Consider the following 17,840-nt stretch of genomic DNA (forward strand, 5'->3'; position numbering starts at 1 on the left):
GCACGGCGCAGGAAACATGAACCTGAGGACGTTTGATGAGTAACGAGACAGATCCCGGCCTGTCCGGTGGACATAACAGCCGGACCATGACCGAGGCCGACCTGAAGGAAGCCTATTACCAGATGGTGCTGATCCGCCGGTTTGAAGAACGCGCGGGCCAGCTGTATGGCATGGGGCTGATCGGCGGTTTCTGCCACCTGTATATCGGGCAGGAAGCGGTCGTGGTCGGGATCCAGATGGAGCTGAAGCAGGGGGACAAGATCATCACCTCCTACCGTGACCACGGGCAGATGCTGGCCGCCGGCATGGACCCGCGCGGGGTGATGGCGGAACTGACCGGGCGTGAGGGCGGCTATTCCCACGGCAAGGGCGGGTCCATGCACATGTTCTCCTCCGAGAAGCATTTCTATGGCGGGCACGGCATTGTCGGTGCGCAGGTCTCGCTGGGGATCGGGCTGGCGTTCGCGAACAAGTACCGCGGCACGGACGAAGTCTCGGTCACGTATTATGGTGAAGGCGCATCGAACCAGGGGCAGGTTTACGAAAGCTTCAACCTTGCGGCACTCCACAAGCTGCCCTGCCTGTTCGTGCTGGAAAACAACCGTTACGGCATGGGCACCAGTGTCGAACGTTCCTCCGCGTCCAAGGCATTGTGGCGTAATGGGGAACCGTGGGGCATTCCGGGCATGTATGTCGATGGCATGGATGTCGAGGCCGTGCGGGCCGCCGCGGCCGAAGCCGTGGCGCATTGCCGCGCGGGCAAGGGCCCGGTGCTGATGGAGGTCGATACCTACCGCTACCGTGGCCATTCCATGTCCGACCCGGCGAAATACCGCCAGCGTTCGGAAGTGGACGAAATCCGCAAGAACCATGACCCCATCGACCGCGTGCGCCGCGAACTGCTGGAACGCGGCGTTGCCGAAAGCGACCTGAAGGCGATGGATGACAAGGTCAAGGCGGTCGTGCTTGACGCGGCGGAGTTTGCCCAGACCAGTCCCGAGCCTGATCCCTCGGAACTGTGGACGGACATTCTGGTAGGAAGCTGAATTAAAGATGGCAACAGAAATACTCATGCCCGCCCTGTCCCCCACGATGAAGGAGGGCAAGGTGGCACGCTGGCTGCGCAGGCCGGGCGAGGCCATTGCGGCTGGCGACGTGATTGCGGAAATCGAGACCGACAAGGCCACGATGGAAGTCGAGGCCGTGGATGAAGGCATCATGGGCCGCATCCTGATCCCCGAGGGGACGGAAAACGTGGCCGTCAACACGCCCATCGCCATCGTGCTGGCCGAAGGTGAGGACGCGGACGCGCAGCCTGCCACTGCTGCCCCCGGCGCGGCGGCTGCCGGTGCGGCTGCTGCCCCTGCCGCACCGCCGTCATGTGGCCCGACGCCAGCCGCCCCCAGCGCGCCGCCCGCATCCGCCCAGCCGGAAAAGGACTGGGGCGAAACCGCCGAGATCACCGTGCGCGAAGCCCTGCGCGACGCCATGGCCGCCGAGCTGGCGCGGGACGGGGACGTGTTCCTGATCGGTGAGGAAGTGGCCCAGTACCAGGGCGCGTACAAGGTCTCGCAGGGGTTGCTGGACCAGTTTGGCGAAAAGCGGGTGATCGACACCCCCATTACCGAACAGGGTTTTACCGGCATGGCCATCGGCGCCGCGCTGACCGGACTCAAGCCGATTGTCGAGTTCATGACCATGAACTTCGCCATGCAGGCCATTGACCAGATCATCAATTCCGCCGCCAAGACGCGCTACATGTCGGGCGGGCAGATGTCGTGCCCCATCGTGTTCCGTGGCCCCAATGGCGCGGCTGCCCGCGTGGGCGCGCAGCATTCGCAGTGTTACGCAAGCTGGTACGGCCATGTGCCGGGGCTGAAGGTGGTGGCGCCCTGGTCGGCAGCAGACGCCAAGGGCCTGCTGCGCGCCGCCATCCGCGATCCCAACCCGGTCATCTTCCTTGAAAACGAAATCCTGTACGGACAGCGTTTCCCCTGTCCGGTGGATGAGGACTTCATCCTGCCGATCGGCAAGGCGAAGATCGAACGCGCGGGCACGGACGTGACCATCGTCACCTTCTCCATCATGGTGGGCACGGCGCTGGAAGCGGCGGCGAAACTGGCGGAGCAGGGGATCGAGGCCGAGGTCATCAACCTGCGCACCATCCGCCCGCTGGATACCCAGACCGTGGTGGACAGCGTGAAGAAGACCAGCCGCCTGGTCACGGTGGAAGAAGGCTGGCCGTTCGCGGGCATTGGCGCGGAAATCGCCATGCAGGTGATCGAACACGCCTTTGACTACCTTGACGCGCCACCGGTGCGCGTGGCCGGGGCCGATGTGCCCATGCCGTTCGCCGCCAACCTTGAAAAACTCGCGCTGCCCAACCCGGACTGGATCATCAATGCCGTCCGGCAGGTTGTGTGAAGGGGGATCGCACGATGTCCATCAACATCCTGATGCCCGCCCTGTCGCCCACCATGAAGGAAGGCAAGCTGGCCCGCTGGGTCAAGGCGGAAGGCGAGGCGATTGCCGCAGGCGACGTGATTGCGGAAATCGAGACCGACAAGGCCACGATGGAAGTCGAGGCCGTGGATGAAGGCGTGCTGGGCCGTATCCTGATCCCGGAAGGGACGGAAGGCATCGCCGTCAACACCCCCATCGGCATACTGGTGGCCGAAGGCGAAAGCGTGCCTGACACCGCCGTGTCCGCCCCTGCGACCCCGGCGGCGGCTCCGGCCCCCGTGGCGACGGCGGCACCTGCCGCGGCCAGCGCGGCCCCCGCGCCGCAGGCCGCCCCGGCGGGCACGGGGAAGCGGGTTTTCGCCTCCCCGCTGGCGCGCCGGATCGCGGCAGGCAAGGGCATTGACCTGTCCACGCTGAAGGGTAGCGGCCCCAACGGCCGCATCGTGCGCCGGGACGTGGAACAGGCCGCCAGCGCACCGCAGGCCCCGACCCCCGCGCCCAAACCCGCAACCCCGGCGGTGGCCCCGGTGGAGGCTGGTGCCGGGTATGAAAGCGTGCCGCATTCCACCATGCGCAAGGTGATCGCGCGCAGGCTGACGGAAGCCAAGACCACCGTTCCGCATTTCTATGTGGAAATGGATGTGCAGCTTGACGCGCTGATGGCGCTGCGCAGGCAGCTGAACGCCGCATCCCCCGCCGAGGGGCCGGGCGCGTACAAGATTTCCGTCAATGACATGCTGGTGAAGGCCGCAGCCCTTACGCTGCGCCGCGTGCCGAAGGTGAACGTGGCGTACAGCGATGATGCGACGCTGGTATATGACGACGTGGATATTTCCGTTGCCGTCTCCATCCCCGACGGGCTGATTACGCCCATCGTGCGCCGTGCCGACACCAAGGGCCTGCGCCAGATCAGCACCGAAATCCGCGACCTGGCCACCCGCGCGCGGGCAGGCAGGCTGAAGCCGGAGGAATTCCAGGGCGGCACGTTCTCGATCTCCAACATGGGGATGTATGGGGTGAAGGCGTTTTCCGCCATCCTCAACCCGCCACAGGCCGGTATCCTGGCCATTGCGGCGGGTGAGCGCAGGCCGGTGGTGAAGGGGGATGAAATCACCATCGCCACCGTCATGACCGTGACCCTGTCGGTTGACCACCGCGTGGTGGACGGCGCGCTGGCGGCGGAATGGGTATCAGCCTTCCGCAACGTGGTCGAAAACCCCATGAGCCTTGTGGTCTGAGGAAACGGTCTGATGAGCACCACGCAATTTGATGTCATTATCATCGGCGGCGGGCCGGGCGGTTATGTCGCGGCCATCCGCGCGGGCCAGCTTGGGCTGAAGGTCGCGGTGGTCGAGGCCGCCCAGCTTGGGGGCATCTGCCTCAACTGGGGCTGTATCCCGACCAAGGCGCTGCTGCGCGCGTCCGAAATCAACCACCTGCTGCACAACCTTGGCGAATTCGGGTTTGCGGCGGACAATGTGCGCTTTGACTTCGCCAGGGTCATCAAGCGGTCACGCAATGTCGCGGCCCAGCTTTCCGCCGGTGTCGCGCACCTGCTGAAAAAGCACAAGGTCACGGTCATCAACGGTTTTGGTAGGCTGGCGGGTACTGCAGGCGGACAGCGCAAGGTATCGGTTAGCGTGGATGGGAAGGAAACCGCCACCCTGACCGCGCCCAACGTGGTCGTGGCCACGGGCGCGCGTGCCCGCGTGCTGCCGGGTCTGGAACCCGATGGCAAACTGGTCTGGTCCTATCGTGAGGCGATGGTGCCCGGGGAACTGCCGCGCAGCCTGCTGGTGATCGGATCAGGGGCGATCGGGGTCGAATTCGCCTCCTTCTACCGCAACATGGGTGCGGAGGTGACGATTGTGGAAGTTGCCGACCGCATCCTGCCGGTGGAAGATGCGGAAATCAGCGCCTTTGCCCGCAAGGCGCTGGAAAAGCAGGGGATGAAGATCCTGACCGGGGCGAAGCTGGGCGCGATCCGCAAGGGCGACAATGCCGTCACCATTGACGTGACCGTGGGCGGCAAGGTGCAGCAGGTCATGGTGGAACGCGTGATCTCGGCGGTCGGCATTGTCGGCAATGTCGAGAATATCGGCCTGGAAGGCACCGGGATCGAAGTGGACCGCACCCATATCAAGGTCGATCCCTACTGCCGCACGGGGGAAAAGGGGGTGTATGCCATTGGCGACATCGCCGGCGCCCCGTGGCTTGCGCACAAGGCCAGCCATGAAGGCGTGATGGTGGCCGAACAGATCGCGGGCCGCACCGTCCACCCGATCCACCCGCTGAACATTCCCGGCTGCACCTATTGCCGCCCGCAGGTGGCATCGGTTGGCATGACGGAAGAAAAGGCGAAGGCTGCGGGTCATAAGCTGCGTATCGGGCGCTTCCCCTTCATCGGCAATGGCAAGGCGATTGCGATGGGGGAGCCGGAGGGCATGGTCAAGACCATATTTGACGACGCCACCGGTGAATTGCTGGGCGCCCACATGGTCGGTGCCGAAGTGACCGAGATGATCCAGGGTTACGTCATTGCCCGCACCGGGGAACTGACGGACGCGGAACTGAAGGAAACCATCTTCCCGCACCCCACCATATCGGAAACCATGCACGAAGCGGTACTGGCGGCCTATGACGGGGCACTGCATATCTAATTGATAAGAAAGGGAAAAGTTTTTGGGCGCCGCCTTTTTTCAAAAAGGCGGCGTTCCCTGAAGCTTTTTGCAAGAAGCTTCACCAGAAACTTTTTGTTGTCTGTAACGCAGGGGATGACCGGGCTGATCGTGCGGTTGTGATCCCCGGCCGGGGCGAAGGTGGCAAGAACGCTTGACGTGGTGGGGCAGGCGTTACACTTCTGGTTATCTGCCTGTTTACGGGAATTTTTGCGTCATGTCCGTGCGTTTGATGATCGATCACCGGAAGAAAGGGGAGGCCGCACAGCGGCACCCGGAAAAGGCACACCGGCCCGACAACCCCATCGCGCGCAAGCCCGAATGGATCCGCGTGCGCGCGCCCAACCATCCGACCTATCACGAGACGCGCAAGCTCATGCGTGATAACAAGCTGGTCACGGTGTGCGAGGAAGCAGCCTGCCCCAATATCGGTGAATGCTGGTCCCAGCGCCACGCCACCATGATGATCATGGGCGAAATCTGCACCCGTGCGTGCGCGTTCTGCAATGTCACCACGGGCCTGCCGCATGCGCTGGACGCGGATGAACCGCAGCGCGTGGCCGATGCGGTGGCGAAGCTGGGCCTGCGGCACGTTGTCATAACATCGGTGGACCGTGACGACCTGCCCGATGGCGGCGCGCATCACTTCGCGCGCGTGATCGCGGCCATACGCGCGGCCGCCCCGGATACCACCATTGAAATCCTGACCCCCGACTTCCTGCGCAAGCCCGGCAGCCTGGAGGTGGTGGTGGCCGCGCGGCCTGATGTATTCAACCATAACCTGGAGACCGTGCCCCGGCTGTATCCCACCATCCGGCCCGGCGCGCGGTATTACCAGTCGATGCGCCTGCTGGATGACGTGAAGCGGCTGGACCCGTCCATCTTCACCAAATCGGGGCTGATGCTGGGGCTGGGGGAAGAACGGGCCGAAATACTTCAGGTCATGGATGACCTGCGGATTGCGGACGTTGATTTCATCACCCTGGGACAATATCTCCAACCAACAGTGAAGCATGCTGCGGTGGCCCGGTTCGTAACGCCCGAGGAATTCGCCGATTATGCAGGCATGGCCCGTGTAAAGGGGTTCCTGCAGGTCAGTTCCTCGCCACTGACACGGTCGTCGTACCATGCGGATTCTGATTTTGCGGAATTGCGCGCCGCACGTGAACAACGCCTGCGGACAGAACGTGGCGCAACGGAGATGAAGTGATGCCCACCCATGCCGAACGTCGGCTTATCGCCTATACCCCCAGCCAGCTTTTTGACCTGGTGGCCGACGTCGGGAAATACCCCCAGTTCCTGCCGTGGTGCACCAGTGCGCGCGTGCGTACCCGCACGGCGGATGAACTGGTGGCTGACCTGACCATTGGCTTTGGTCCCTTCCGGGAGACGTTCACCAGTCGTGTCCTGCTGGAAGCGCCCGGCACCATCCGCGTCAGTTATGAAAAGGGACCGTTCCGTTACCTGAACAACGTGTGGACCTTCACCCCGGAACCGCGTGGCTGCCTGGTTGATTTCTTCGTGGATTTCGAATTCCGCTCCCGCCTGCTGCAGGCGGCGATCGGCGTGGTGTTCAACGAAGCGGTGCGGCTTATGGTTTCGGCCTTCATCCGTCGGGCGCGTGACATCTACGGGCCGCCGCCCGCCGTTGCGGCACCTGCGCAACCCGTTGGCCCGGCCAAGGCCGGGAACGCCTGACATCCCCCTTACGTAAAACCGGACAGGGAAATACCCATCATGAAAATCATTATGACCGCCATGGCAGGGGGCGTGCTGCTGTGCATGGCGCAGCCTGCGTCTGCAGCGCCCGTGTCGTCCCATCACGCCAGCCGGGAATCCGTTGCCGCCAGTGATGCGGAAACCGCCGACCTGAATGACCAGAGCCTGCAGAAGGCCCGTGCGTCACTCAAGACCGCGCCTGCCGCTCCCGTCGCCAGCTCCGGCCACCCGGTACAGGCCGAGGGCACGGGCCAGACCGCACCGGTCATCCGCGTGCCTGAAACGGGCAGCACGGTTGCCGGATACTGACGCTTTCTGAAGCAGCGGCTATTCCGCCGACAGCCGCCCCGCATGGTCCAGCAACAGGGCCAGCGCCGTGCGCACGGCCTGCGTGCGCACATCCCACCGTTCCCCCGCGAAAAGATGGGACACCGTATCCACCGTGCCATTGGTGGCCACGGCAAACCAGACCAGTCCCACCGGCTTGCCCACTGTCGCCCCGCCGGGACCGGCAATGCCGGTAATGGCGACGGACAGGTTGGCGTCCGGCGCATGGGCCAGCGCGCCCTGCGCCATGGCGGCCGCGACTTCGCGGCTGACCGCGCCGTACTGTTCCAGCAGCTTTGCGGGCACGCCCAGCGCATGGGCCTTCATGCTGTTGGAATAGGTGACAAATCCGCCGCACACCACATCCGACGACCCGGCGGCTTCGGTCAGGGCAGCCGCCAGCAGGCCGCCGGTGCAGCTTTCCGCCGTGACGACCCGGCATCCCGCCGAACGGAAGCGGGCCAGCGCGTCGGGCATGTGGGCAAGGAATGTATCAGGTAACATCCGGTATGGTCTCCTTTCCCGTCCTAACGCATCACGCCAGGAAACGGATGCCTGTCAGGATGATGCCTGCCATGATTCCCGCCACGATATCGTCCCCCATGATGCCCATGGCGTCATGCCTGCGGTCGAACCAGCCCACCGGGCCCGGCTTGGTAATGTCAAACAGGCGGAACAGGGCAAACGCCAGCAGCAGCCACAGCCCGTCCGCCCACCGCAGGGCGGACAGGCGCAGGGGGGCGAGCGGGAACATGGCCAGCCACATGCCCGCGACCTCATCAATCACGATCCAGCTGTGATCCTCCCCGTTGGAGGCAAGCTGCGTGGCGCGATACCCCACCGCCGTGCACACCAGCACCGCCAGCGCCATCCAGATCCAGTGGCCCAGCAGCGGCACCCCCACGATCAGGGCCGCCAGCGACCCCACGGTGCCCGGTGCGCGCGGGGCGAACCCCGTGCCGCCAAAACTTGCGATCAGGTGGGACAGGGGGCGCGCCATCAGCCGTGGCCCAGCGCCGGATCGGTTGCCTGGTAAATGGCCATGTTTTCCTCCACCCGTTCAACGTAGTTGCGCGTCTCCCCAAAGGGGATGCTCTCGATCCAGTCCAGCATGGCGTCCGGCTGGGGTGTGTCACGCGCGGGGTTACCCAGTGTCATGAGCCAGGTATCCGTGCGGTGCGGCCCCGCATTGTAGGCGGCGGCCACATAGGGCACGGCGCCACCCATACGCTGCGCGATATCCGCCAGGAACGCCGCCCCCAGCCGCATGTTCAGCTGCGGGTCGGTCAGGCTGGCCGCGCTGACATTCACGTTCAGCCCGGCCTTGCGCGCCACCTCACGCGCGGTGGGGACCAGCAGCTGCATCAGTCCCACCGCGTGGGCGGGGCTGACCACGCCCGCGTCAAACCCGCTTTCCTGCCGCGCCACCGCCAGTTCCACATCGGCGGGCAGGGTGGACGTGGGCGGTGTATAGGCACGCGGCCAGCCTTCATGGACCAGCGTCAGCCCGTCCTTGCCCGCCAGGCGCGCCACCATCACGGCGGCATCGGGAATGCCCAGCCGGGTGGCCATGCGCGCGGCCAGCACATGCTTCATCGGGCCGGTATCCTGCGCATCCAGGGCCAGGATGAAGTCACGGGCATGGTGCCGGTCGCCCCACGCCACCAGTATTTCGGCCGCGCGGGCCAGGTCACTTGTGTCGAAATGCACGGAATCGGCCACACTGGGCGCGGGTTCGCGTTCGCGCAGCAGATAGCCGCGGATCTGCCGCCCCGCCTGATCGGGCACGATCAGCTGGTTCATGCTGTCGCCCGCCAGCCGTTCAATGGCCATCTGCCCATAAAACGTGTTGGCCAGGGCCGCCGCCTGCTGCCACTGCGCCCTTGCCGCGCCGTGCCGTCCCTGCGCCCAGAGCGCGCGCCCGGCCCAGTACAGTCCGCGACTGCGGGTAATGACGGGCACGGCCTGCGCCAGTGGCGTGAAATCCGCCAGCGCATGGTCGGCATCATGCAGGTATTCCAGCCGGATCCACCCGGTCAGGAACAGGGCGTCGTACCGGGTGGCCGACCCGGTATCGGCGCTGTCATTGGCCATGAACAGCGCATCATCCGTGCGATGGGCCAGCAGCAGGTCGCGCGCCATCGCGTCGCGTTCGCGCCAGAAAACCGCGGCAACCGCCGGGGTCTGCTGTTTTTCGGTTTCCACCCCGCGTTCGTGCCACAGGGCCAGGGCCTCATCCAGCCGCTGCGCATGGTGCAGCCAGCGCAGGCGGTCCAGTACCAGCGCGCCATCGGCCTGCTGTTCGGGCGGCAGGGTGGCCAGCGTGTCCTCGGCATCCGGGTCATTGCGGCGGAAGGCCAGGCGGGCGCGGGCGACGGGCTGCTGGATGGTGTCCAGCATGACGACCTGCTTCGTTGCCGCGTCAATCCTGCCCGCGCGTTCCTGCCGGTCGAAACGCAGCCAGTGGTCCTGTGGCGTCAGCACGGGGCCGAAGGTGGACAGCATGGCCTGCGCATCAGGCTGCGTATCGGCGCGGTTGACCCACGCAACCCGCGCCCAGCTGTCCAGTGCGGCCGGGCGGGGCGTTGCGTGCGCGCAGCGCACCAGCGCATGCACGTCCGTCAACTGCTGGCGGTCGCATAACGCGCCGGCCACCGTATCATCGGGTTCGGCCGCCAGCTTCTGCTGGAAACGCGCCAGCAGCAGCGCACGCTGTGGCCATGAAGGGTTTTCGTTCAGGAAAGTGGCGTATTCCTCCGCCGTGCCGCCGACCGACAGCAGGCGCAGGTAAACCAGCAGCTTGGCGGCGACGGGGTCATCATCGGCATTGCCAGTCGCGGCCTGTCCCGGCGTGGGCCAGTTGCCCTGCGGTGCGGCAGGGGCAGGGGCCGCATGCAGCGGGGGCGTGGCCAGCAGCGCCAGTCCTGCCGCAAGGCCCCATGCCGCAACGCGACCGGGGCGGCCCCGGCGCGGCATTATGCGCCGCCCCCCACATGGGTCCAGACCTCGCCCCCGCCCTTGACGATCAGTTCGATCGCCACCGCCAGCACCACCAGCAGCCCGACCCACGAAATCCAGCGATAGCGTTCCAGCAGGCGCGCGATCAGCGACGCCGCCACCGCCATCAGCACCACCGATATGACCAGCCCCGCCACCAGCACGCCCATGTGCTCGCCCGCCGCACCGGCCACCGCCAGCACGTTATCAAGGCTCATGGACAGGTCGGCCACGATGATGCGGATGATGGCGTTGCGCAGCGAGGCAGGCGCAGGGGCGTCGCCTTCGGCATGGGCGTCGCCGCCCATTTCACGGTACATGCGCCAGCATACCCACAAAAGCAGAAGCCCGCCCGCCAGCGTCAGCCCGATGATGGCCAGCAGCCTGACCGCCACCAGCGCCAGGCAGATCCGGATGACCGCCGCCCCCAGCACGCCGCACAGGATGGCGATTCGGCGCGAGGAATGCGGCAGGTTGCGTACCGCCATCCCCACCACGATGGCGTTGTCCCCCGCCAGCGTCACGTCAATCAGGACAACCTGCGCCAGTGCGTACAGGGAGGAGGCGGAAAAAATGGCGGACATGGGCAGATACGTTCCTGGGACAATGGGCCATGGCGGGAATGGCGCGGGGTTTCACAATCGCTTTATGCCGTTTGCCGCCCGCATCATGCAAACACATCCGTTCCGGCGCGTGTTATATGCCACGTTATGAATCACAGGTGAATATAAGGGAGACGCACGCGGCAGAATTGGCTAGGAAGGCCGCCTGATCCCGTATCGCCCATCTGTGCAAAGGAAGCCCGAGAACATGGTACCGCGCTATACCCGCCCCGTCATGGCCGCCATCTGGTCGCCCGAGAACCGTTACCGAATCTGGTTCGAGATCGAGGCCCTGGCCTGTGAAGCCATGGCGGAATATGGCGCGATCCCGGCCGATGCCGCAAAGACCATCCGCACGAAGGGCGATGCCGCCATGGCCGCCTTTTCACAGGCGGACCTTGACCGCATTGATGAAATCGAGGCCGAAACCCGCCACGACGTGATCGCGTTCCTGACGTGGCTGGCGGAAAAGGTGGGGCCGGACAGCCGCTTCGTGCATCTGGGCATGACATCGTCCGACGTGCTGGACACCTGCCTGTCGGTGCAGATGGTGCAGGCGACCGACCTGCTGCTGGCCGATCTGGACGCGGTGCTGGCGGCGCTGAAGCGCCGGGCGTTCGAACACAAGCATACCCTGACCATCGGCCGCAGCCACGCAATCCATGCCGAACCGACTTCATTCGGCCTGAAGATCGCGGGGCATTATGCCGAATTCGCCCGCAACCGTGAACGCCTGGTCCGCGCGCGTGCGGAAATCGCCGTCTGCGCCATTTCCGGCGCGGTGGGCACCTATGCCCATATCGACCCGCGCGTTGAGGAATACGTGGCCGCGAAGCTGGGTCTGGAACCCGAAGGCGTGTCCACGCAGGTGATCCCCCGCGACCGGCATGCGGCGTATTTCTGCGCGCTGGCGGTGATCGCCAGCGGGATCGAGCGTCTGGCGACCGAAGTGCGCCACCTGCAGCGTTCGGAAGTGCGTGAGGCGGAAGAGTTCTTCCACAAGGGGCAGAAGGGTTCGTCCGCCATGCCGCACAAGCGCAACCCGGTGCTGTCGGAAAACCTGACGGGGCTGGCGCGCCTTGTGCGCTCGCACGTCATCCCGGCGCTGGAGAACGTGGCGCTGTGGCATGAACGTGATATCAGCCATTCCTCGGTCGAGCGTAACATCTGCCCCGATGGCACGATCGGCCTCGACTTCGCGCTGATGCGGCTTGCGGGCATGATGGAAAAGCTGGTGGTCTATCCCGATCAGATGCAGGCCAACATCGACAGCCTGGGCGGGGTGGTGCATTCGGGCGAGGTGCTGCTGGCGCTGGCGCGCGCGGGCATCCTGCGCGAGGATGCGTACCGCATCGTCCAGCGCAACGCCATGGAGACATGGACGAAGCTGGGCCAGAAGGGCGCAAGGACCTTCCGCGAGAACCTGGACGCCGACCCCGAGGTCGCGGGCCGGGTGCCGCCCGAAGTGCTGGAAGCGGCCATGGACAGCAATGCCCACCTGCGCCAGATCGACCATACCTACAGCCGCGTGTTTGGTGAGCCCGGCCCCGCGCGGGACTGACCCCACGGACCACCCGTGGCCTGACGCAAACAACAGCAGGATATCAAGGCGTGTGCACAGTCGTCATTTCCCACGACCCGGCCCAGGAATGGCCGCTGCTGATGGCGGCCAACCGTGATGAACGCCTTGACCGGCCATGGCTGCCACCGGGGCGGCACTGGCCGGGGCAGCCTGATGTCGTGGGCGGGCAGGACCAGGTCGCGGGCGGGTCGTGGCTGACGCTGAATGATGCGGGCGTTGTGGCGGGGATCATGAACCGCGTGGGCAGCCTTGGCCCGATGCCGGGCAAGAACTCACGCGGGGCGCTGCCGCTGCTGGCCGGGCGTTTTCCCACCGCGCGCGACGCCGTGGCGCATATCGCCACGATCGACGCGGGCGCATGGCGGTCGTTCAACATGATCGTGGCCGATGGTGATGACGCCTTTTTCATCCGTGGTCCCGGCTATGGCCAGCCACAGGTCGAGCCACTGGCGCCCGGCGTGCACATGGTCGCCACCACCGACCCCGATGACATGGCCATGCCGCGCATCGCCCGCCACCTGCCGCGTTTCCGCGCGGCCATGCGTCCCGTGCCGCCGCAATGGACGGCATGGACCACGCTGCTGTCCGACCGTTCGCTGCCCGCGGGCAGCGAGCTGAACATCCCGCCGCGTTCGGGCTTTGGCACCTGCAGCTCGTCGGCCATCGGGGTGGCGCGCGACGGGCGGCATTCATGGTTTTTCGCCGCCGGCGCCCCGGACCGCGTGGGCTACCAGCCCATCAACCTGTCAGCCCCGGGCGCGCAGGCAGGGTAAATATGGTATCTTCCGGGCCGGATCGCTGCTATGCCATGCGCATCATCAGGGATCATGCCGACAACGGATCCCGCAGATCAGGGGAGGGGCCACTCCCGGCCCGTCCCCGCAGCGTTATGTGAAGGACGAGTATGGGCCGCCGCCGCCAGCTTTACGAAGGAAAAGCCAAGATCCTTTTCGAGGGGCCCGAACCGGGTACCCTCGTGCAGTATTTCAAGGATGACGCCAGCGCCGGCAACGGCGCGAAAAAGGGCATCATCACCGGCAAGGGGGTGCTGAACAACCGTATCAGCGAACACCTCATGCTGCGGCTGCATGATATCGGGATTCCCACCCATTTCATCCGTCGCCTGAACATGCGCGAACAGCTGATCCGCGAAGTCGAGATCATTCCGCTGGAAGTCGTGGTGCGCAACGTCGCCGCGGGTTCGCTGTCCAAGCGGCTGGGCATTCAGGAAGGCACGCGCCTGCCGCGCCCGATCATCGAATTCTATTACAAGAACGACGCCCTGGGCGACCCGATGGTGAGTGAGGAACACATCACCGCCTTCGGCTGGGCCTGCCCGCATGACATGGAAGACATCGTGGCGCTGAGCATGCGCGTGAACGACTTCCTGTGCGGCCTGTTCATGGGCATCGGCATCATCCTTGTCGATTTCAAGCTGGAATTCGGCCGCCTGTTCGAGGGCGATAACATGCGTATCGTGCTGGCGGATGAAATCTCGCCCGATAACTGCCGCCTGTGGGACGCCAAGACCAGCGAGAAACTGGACAAGGACCGTTTCCGCAAGGACATGGGCAAGGTTGAGGAAGCATATCAGGAAGTTGCGATGCGCCTGGGTATCCTGCCCGAGGCCACGAATTCCGACATGAAGGGACCGGAGGTAATGCAATGAAGGTGCGTGTGACCGTCATGCTGAAGGAAGGCGTTCTCGACCCGCAGGGCAAGGCGGTGGAACACGCCCTGCACGTGCTGGATTTCAAGAATGTGGGCGAAGTCCGCATCGGGCGCGTGATCGAACTGGACATTGACGAAACCGACCGCGAACGCGCCCGCGCGCAGGCCGACGCCATGGCGCGCGCGCTGCTGGCCAACCTTGTGATCGAGGATTTCACAACGGAGGTCGTTGGATGAAGATCGCCCGCCTTCTTGCCCTTGGCTGCATCATGGCTGTCGGGCTGCCTGCGGCCCATGCATCCGCGCAGCGCCTGTCGCGCCTGACGGGCGAGCAGCTTGGTTCACTCTGCACCAAGCCCGCCGGTACCGGCATCTGTGACGCTTATATTTCCGGCGTTGCCGATTCCGGGGCCCTTGACCACCTGTTCGAGCGTAATGCCGAAAAGGACACCAAGGACGTCTCGGCCTTCTGCATAACCCCCGCAACCCCCACGGCGGACCTGCGCACCAAGGTTGTAAGCTGGATGAAGGACCACCGTGACACGCTGTCCCGCCCGGCGGGGGAGGCCGTGTTCACCGCACTTCATGAATCCTATCCGTGCGGCGGCAGCAAATGAAGGCGGCGATTGTAGTTTTCCCCGGCACCAACCGCGAACGTGACATGGCCATTGCCCTGCGCGGCGTGACCGGCCAGGCGCCCGCCATGGTGTGGCACCGGGAGGCGGCGCTGCCCGCGGGCTGTGACCTTGTGGTGCTGCCCGGCGGCTTCAGCTATGGCGATTACCTGCGCTGTGGCGCCATGGCTGCCCATGCGCCGATCATGGCCGCCATCCGCGATTTCGCGGCAAAGGGCGGGCATATCCTGGGCGTGTGCAACGGGTTCCAGATCCTGACCGAAGCGCAGCTGCTGCCCGGCGCATTGCTGCGCAACGCGGCGCTGCGTTTTTTGTCGCAGGACTGCTTCCTGCGCGTGGAACGTAACGATACGCCGTTCACCCGCCACTGGGCGAAGGGCGATGTGTTCCGCACCCCCATGGCGCATGGTGATGGCAATTACATCGCCAGCCCCGACACCATCCGCATGCTGGAGGACACGGACCGCGTGGCCTTCCGCTACGTGGCCGAAGATGGCCGCGTGGATGAAGGCGACCCGCAGCTGAACCCCAATGGGTCCATGAACGCCATTGCCGGCGTGTTCAGCGAAAACCTGCGGATCTGCGGCATGATGCCCCACCCGGAGGATCTGGTTGATCCGCTGATGGGCGGCGAGGATGGAAAACCCCTGTTTACGGGACTTGTGGAGGCACTGGTCGGATGAGTGCAAAGTCACCGCGCCCCGTTGATGCGGCACTGGCGCGCGAATTCGGCCTGACGGCGGAAGAATACGGCAATGTCCTGTCGATCATGGGCCGCACGCCCACGTTTACCGAACTGGGCATTTTCTCGGTCATGTGGTCGGAACACTGCTCGTACAAATCGTCACGCGCGTTCCTGAAAACCCTGCCGACCAAGGCCCCGTGGGTCATCCACGGCCCCGGTGAAAACGCGGGCGTGGTCGATATCGGCCATGGGCTGGCCGCCATCTTCAAGATGGAAAGCCATAACCACCCCTCCTTCATCGAACCCTATCAGGGGGCGGCGACGGGCGTGGGCGGTATCCTGCGCGATGTGTTCACCATGGGCGCACGGCCCGTAGCCAATCTCAACGCCCTGCGTTTTGGTGATCCCAACAACCCGCAGACCCGCCGTATCGTTGATGGCGTGGTGCGCGGCGTGGGCGGCTACGGCAACTGCGTGGGCGTGCCGACCGTGGGGGGCGAAATCAACTTCCACCCCGCATACGATGGCAACCCGCTGGTCAACGCCATGACGGTGGGCGTGGCACGGCAGGACCGTATTTTCCTGTCGGCGGCCGCAGGCGTTGGCAACCCGGTGATCTATGTCGGGTCCAAGACCGGGCGCGACGGCATCCACGGGGCCACCATGTCATCGTCCGAATTTGACGAGGACGCGCTGGCCAAGCGCCCGACCGTGCAGGTGGGTGACCCGTTTGTCGAAAAGCTGCTGATCGAGGCCTGTCTGGAACTGATGGCGACCGACGCCATCGTGGCCATTCAGGACATGGGGGCTGCCGGCCTGACCTCCTCGTCGGTTGAAATGGCGGGCAAGGGCGGGGTTGGCATCGACCTTGACCTGGATAACGTGCCGCAGCGCGAACGCGGCATGACGGCATATGAAATGATGCTGTCCGAAAGTCAGGAACGCATGCTGATCGTGCTGCGTCCCGACCGCACGGAACAGGCCCGCGCCATTTTTGACAAGTGGGAACTGGATTTTGCCGTCATCGGCCACCTGACCGATACCGGCAACATCGTGATCCGTCACAAGGGCGAAGTGGAAGCCGACATTCCGCTGGCCCCGCTGGCCGATCAGGCCCCGGTCTACCATCGCCCCACGGCGCCCGCGCTGAAGCCGCAGCCGATGGAGCCGATCATCGACCCCGTGGGCGTGGAACAGGCGCTGATCCGGCTGATCGGCTGCCCGGACCTGGCATCGCGCGCATGGGTGTACAACCAGTACGACAGCACGGTGGGCGGGCAGACGGTGCGCCGTCCCGGTGCGGCCGATGCGGCGATCGTGAAGGTCGAGGACACGGAAATCGGCCTGGCGCTGACCACCGACTGCACGCCGCGCTACTGCCGCGCCAATGCGAAGCTGGGTGGCGCGCAGGCCGTGGCCGAGGCATGGCGCAACATTACCGCGACCGGCGCGCGCCCGCTGGCGGTGACCGACAACCTCAACTTCGGCTCGCCTGAAAAGCCGGAGGTGATGGGCCAGTTTGTCGATGCCATCGCGGGCATGGGCGACGCCTGCCGCGCGCTGGATTTCCCGGTCGTCAGTGGCAATGTCTCGCTGTACAACGAAACCCGCGCGCCGGATGGCACGTCACAGTCCATCCTGCCCACCCCCGCCATTGGCGGCCTGGGCGTGCTGGAGGACGTGCGCAAGGCGGTCGGTCTGGAAATGCCCGATGGCTGCGACATCATGCTGCTGGGGGAAACGAAGGGCCAGCTTGGCCAGTCGATCTGGCTGCGTGAGATCCTTGGCGCGCAGGATGGGGAACCGCCCGAACTCGACCTGGCGGCCGAACGGCGCAATGGTGACTTCGTGCGTGGCCTGATCCTTGATGGCACCGTCATCGCCTGTCATGACGTGGCTGATGGTGGCGTGCTGGTGGCGGTGACCGAAATGGTCATGGCGGGGCAGGCGGGCTGCGTGCTGGACGCGCCGCAGTCGGGCATGCGGCCCGAAGCCTTCTGGTTTGGTGAAGACCAGTCGCGCTATGTCGTCGCCGTGCGCGACGGGCAGGCGCTGGCCACCCTTGCGGCAAAGGCGGATGTGCCATGCCGCAGGCTGGGCCGTTCGGGCGGGCAGGGTTTGACATTGCCCAGCGGGTCCACAATATCCAAGGCACGTCTGCTCGCGGTGCATTCCGAATTCTTTCCGCGACTGATGGACCGATAGGGCAGGAGTTTTAAGCCAGATGGCAATGACGGCACAGGAAATCGAAACCTATATCCGCGAAGCCCTGCCTGACGCGAAGATCCAGATCGATGATCTGGCGGGCGACGGGGACCACTATGCCTGCCGTGTCGTGAGCGAGGCCTTTCGCGGCCTGCCACGCGTGCGGCAGCACCAGCTGGTCTATGATGCGCTGCAGGGACACATGGGCGGCAAGCTGCACGCCCTGGCCCTGCAGACGCAGACCCCGGACTGACCACGGATTCTTACCCCCAACGC

19 protein-coding genes are annotated in these 17,840 nt (G+C 65.2%); 15 read left to right on the top strand and 4 right to left on the bottom strand.

The features are described 5' to 3' along the window. The first annotated feature begins 86 nt into the window (after positions 1-86). The 7 genes from pdhA (at position 87) to AC1RQ9_RS04800 (ending at position 7,169) form a co-directional block, all read left to right on the top strand. Positions 87-1,046: a pyruvate dehydrogenase (acetyl-transferring) E1 component subunit alpha gene (gene pdhA / locus AC1RQ9_RS04770; protein ID WP_227672521.1), complete on the top strand. Its 960-nt coding sequence runs from the start codon at positions 87-89 to the stop codon at positions 1,044-1,046. A gap of 7 nt (positions 1,047-1,053) precedes the next feature. Then, complete coding sequence (locus AC1RQ9_RS04775; RefSeq protein WP_485985789.1) at positions 1,054-2,424, top strand: pyruvate dehydrogenase complex E1 component subunit beta; 1,371 nt, start codon at positions 1,054-1,056, stop codon at positions 2,422-2,424. Positions 2,425-2,438: 14 nt separating this feature from the next. Further along, a complete protein-coding gene (locus AC1RQ9_RS04780; protein WP_485985790.1) occupies positions 2,439-3,701 on the top strand; it encodes a pyruvate dehydrogenase complex dihydrolipoamide acetyltransferase in 1,263 nt (420 codons plus the stop codon). A gap of 12 nt (positions 3,702-3,713) precedes the next feature. After that, the gene (lpdA, locus tag AC1RQ9_RS04785) at positions 3,714-5,123 is read left to right on the top strand and encodes a dihydrolipoyl dehydrogenase (protein ID WP_193732221.1); all 1,410 of its coding nucleotides are present in this window, start codon (positions 3,714-3,716) and stop codon (positions 5,121-5,123) included. Positions 5,124-5,358: 235 nt separating this feature from the next. Next, positions 5,359-6,351, top strand: a complete 993-nt coding sequence (gene lipA, locus AC1RQ9_RS04790; RefSeq protein ID WP_485985791.1) for a lipoyl synthase — start codon at positions 5,359-5,361, stop codon at positions 6,349-6,351. Continuing rightward, the gene (locus AC1RQ9_RS04795) at positions 6,351-6,839 is read left to right on the top strand and encodes a type II toxin-antitoxin system RatA family toxin (RefSeq protein WP_193732219.1); all 489 of its coding nucleotides are present in this window, start codon (positions 6,351-6,353) and stop codon (positions 6,837-6,839) included. The genes lipA and AC1RQ9_RS04795 overlap by 1 nt, the downstream gene beginning before the upstream one ends. Before the next feature lie 39 nt (positions 6,840-6,878). Then, positions 6,879-7,169, top strand: a complete 291-nt coding sequence (locus AC1RQ9_RS04800; RefSeq protein ID WP_485985792.1) for a hypothetical protein — start codon at positions 6,879-6,881, stop codon at positions 7,167-7,169. Positions 7,170-7,187: 18 nt separating this feature from the next. Here AC1RQ9_RS04800 and AC1RQ9_RS04805 read toward each other — a convergent pair whose 3' ends face one another. Genes AC1RQ9_RS04805 through AC1RQ9_RS04820 form a run of 4 tightly spaced genes read right to left on the bottom strand, consistent with a single transcriptional unit; the run spans position 7,188 to position 10,768 of the window. Next, positions 7,188-7,691, bottom strand: a complete 504-nt coding sequence (locus tag AC1RQ9_RS04805; RefSeq protein WP_193732217.1) for a CinA family protein — start codon at positions 7,689-7,691, stop codon at positions 7,188-7,190. A gap of 31 nt (positions 7,692-7,722) precedes the next feature. Next, on the bottom strand, positions 7,723-8,187 hold the full coding sequence (locus AC1RQ9_RS04810) for a phosphatidylglycerophosphatase A family protein (protein WP_485985793.1): 465 nt from the start codon (positions 8,185-8,187) through the stop codon (positions 7,723-7,725). Next, positions 8,187-10,163 carry a lytic transglycosylase domain-containing protein gene (locus tag AC1RQ9_RS04815; protein ID WP_485985794.1) on the bottom strand — a complete coding sequence of 659 codons (1,977 nt, stop codon included), beginning with the start codon at positions 10,161-10,163 and terminating at the stop codon, positions 8,187-8,189. The genes AC1RQ9_RS04810 and AC1RQ9_RS04815 overlap by 1 nt, the downstream gene beginning before the upstream one ends. Continuing rightward, positions 10,163-10,768, bottom strand: a complete 606-nt coding sequence (locus tag AC1RQ9_RS04820; protein ID WP_485985796.1) for a YjbE family putative metal transport protein — start codon at positions 10,766-10,768, stop codon at positions 10,163-10,165. Before AC1RQ9_RS04820 ends, AC1RQ9_RS04815 begins: the two co-directional genes overlap by 1 nt. 226 nt (positions 10,769-10,994) lie before the next feature. Between AC1RQ9_RS04820 and purB the strand changes: the two genes are divergently transcribed. The 8 genes from purB (at position 10,995) to AC1RQ9_RS04860 (ending at position 17,817) form a co-directional block, all read left to right on the top strand. Next, positions 10,995-12,347, top strand: coding sequence for an adenylosuccinate lyase (gene purB, locus AC1RQ9_RS04825; RefSeq protein WP_485985797.1), 1,353 nt, complete (start codon positions 10,995-10,997; stop codon positions 12,345-12,347). A 50-nt stretch (positions 12,348-12,397) separates the two neighbouring features. Next, positions 12,398-13,141: an NRDE family protein gene (locus AC1RQ9_RS04830; RefSeq protein ID WP_193732212.1), complete on the top strand. Its 744-nt coding sequence runs from the start codon at positions 12,398-12,400 to the stop codon at positions 13,139-13,141. Between the two features lie 131 nt (positions 13,142-13,272). Further along, positions 13,273-14,037 (top strand): phosphoribosylaminoimidazolesuccinocarboxamide synthase, encoded by a 765-nt coding sequence (purC, locus tag AC1RQ9_RS04835; RefSeq protein WP_485985799.1) that lies wholly within the window; start codon positions 13,273-13,275, stop codon positions 14,035-14,037. Next, positions 14,034-14,276: a phosphoribosylformylglycinamidine synthase subunit PurS gene (gene purS, locus AC1RQ9_RS04840; protein WP_193732211.1), complete on the top strand. Its 243-nt coding sequence runs from the start codon at positions 14,034-14,036 to the stop codon at positions 14,274-14,276. Before purC ends, purS begins: the two co-directional genes overlap by 4 nt. Then, positions 14,273-14,656, top strand: a complete 384-nt coding sequence (locus AC1RQ9_RS04845; RefSeq protein WP_193732210.1) for a Rap1a/Tai family immunity protein — start codon at positions 14,273-14,275, stop codon at positions 14,654-14,656. The genes purS and AC1RQ9_RS04845 overlap by 4 nt, the downstream gene beginning before the upstream one ends. Continuing rightward, on the top strand, positions 14,653-15,357 hold the full coding sequence (purQ, locus tag AC1RQ9_RS04850) for a phosphoribosylformylglycinamidine synthase subunit PurQ (RefSeq protein WP_485985861.1): 705 nt from the start codon (positions 14,653-14,655) through the stop codon (positions 15,355-15,357). Before AC1RQ9_RS04845 ends, purQ begins: the two co-directional genes overlap by 4 nt. Continuing rightward, positions 15,354-17,564 carry a phosphoribosylformylglycinamidine synthase subunit PurL gene (gene purL / locus AC1RQ9_RS04855; protein ID WP_193732209.1) on the top strand — a complete coding sequence of 737 codons (2,211 nt, stop codon included), beginning with the start codon at positions 15,354-15,356 and terminating at the stop codon, positions 17,562-17,564. Before purQ ends, purL begins: the two co-directional genes overlap by 4 nt. 19 nt (positions 17,565-17,583) lie before the next feature. Next, complete coding sequence (locus tag AC1RQ9_RS04860) at positions 17,584-17,817, top strand: BolA family protein (protein ID WP_485985802.1); 234 nt, start codon at positions 17,584-17,586, stop codon at positions 17,815-17,817. The last annotated feature ends 23 nt before the right edge of the window (positions 17,818-17,840 follow it).

This window comes from Komagataeibacter ossonobensis (assembly GCF_057359305.1).

Bases quoted from the DNA above. Each gene is read 5' to 3' on its own strand.
- pdhA (WP_227672521.1), top strand. From the start codon at position 87: ATGACCGAGGCCGACCTGAAGGAAGCCTATTACCAGATGGTGCTGATC.
- AC1RQ9_RS04775 (WP_485985789.1), top strand. From the start codon at position 1,054: ATGGCAACAGAAATACTCATGCCCGCCCTGTCCCCCACGATGAAGGAG.
- AC1RQ9_RS04780 (WP_485985790.1), top strand. From the start codon at position 2,439: ATGTCCATCAACATCCTGATGCCCGCCCTGTCGCCCACCATGAAGGAA.
- lpdA (WP_193732221.1), top strand. From the start codon at position 3,714: ATGAGCACCACGCAATTTGATGTCATTATCATCGGCGGCGGGCCGGGC.
- lipA (WP_485985791.1), top strand. From the start codon at position 5,359: ATGTCCGTGCGTTTGATGATCGATCACCGGAAGAAAGGGGAGGCCGCA.
- AC1RQ9_RS04795 (WP_193732219.1), top strand. From the start codon at position 6,351: ATGCCCACCCATGCCGAACGTCGGCTTATCGCCTATACCCCCAGCCAG.
- AC1RQ9_RS04800 (WP_485985792.1), top strand. From the start codon at position 6,879: ATGAAAATCATTATGACCGCCATGGCAGGGGGCGTGCTGCTGTGCATG.
- AC1RQ9_RS04805 (WP_193732217.1), bottom strand. From the start codon at position 7,691: ATGTTACCTGATACATTCCTTGCCCACATGCCCGACGCGCTGGCCCGC.
- AC1RQ9_RS04810 (WP_485985793.1), bottom strand. From the start codon at position 8,187: ATGGCGCGCCCCCTGTCCCACCTGATCGCAAGTTTTGGCGGCACGGGG.
- AC1RQ9_RS04815 (WP_485985794.1), bottom strand. From the start codon at position 10,163: ATGCCGCGCCGGGGCCGCCCCGGTCGCGTTGCGGCATGGGGCCTTGCG.
- AC1RQ9_RS04820 (WP_485985796.1), bottom strand. From the start codon at position 10,768: ATGTCCGCCATTTTTTCCGCCTCCTCCCTGTACGCACTGGCGCAGGTT.
- purB (WP_485985797.1), top strand. From the start codon at position 10,995: ATGGTACCGCGCTATACCCGCCCCGTCATGGCCGCCATCTGGTCGCCC.
- purC (WP_485985799.1), top strand. From the start codon at position 13,273: ATGGGCCGCCGCCGCCAGCTTTACGAAGGAAAAGCCAAGATCCTTTTC.
- purS (WP_193732211.1), top strand. From the start codon at position 14,034: ATGAAGGTGCGTGTGACCGTCATGCTGAAGGAAGGCGTTCTCGACCCG.
- AC1RQ9_RS04845 (WP_193732210.1), top strand. From the start codon at position 14,273: ATGAAGATCGCCCGCCTTCTTGCCCTTGGCTGCATCATGGCTGTCGGG.
- purQ (WP_485985861.1), top strand. From the start codon at position 14,653: ATGAAGGCGGCGATTGTAGTTTTCCCCGGCACCAACCGCGAACGTGAC.
- purL (WP_193732209.1), top strand. From the start codon at position 15,354: ATGAGTGCAAAGTCACCGCGCCCCGTTGATGCGGCACTGGCGCGCGAA.
- AC1RQ9_RS04860 (WP_485985802.1), top strand. From the start codon at position 17,584: ATGGCAATGACGGCACAGGAAATCGAAACCTATATCCGCGAAGCCCTG.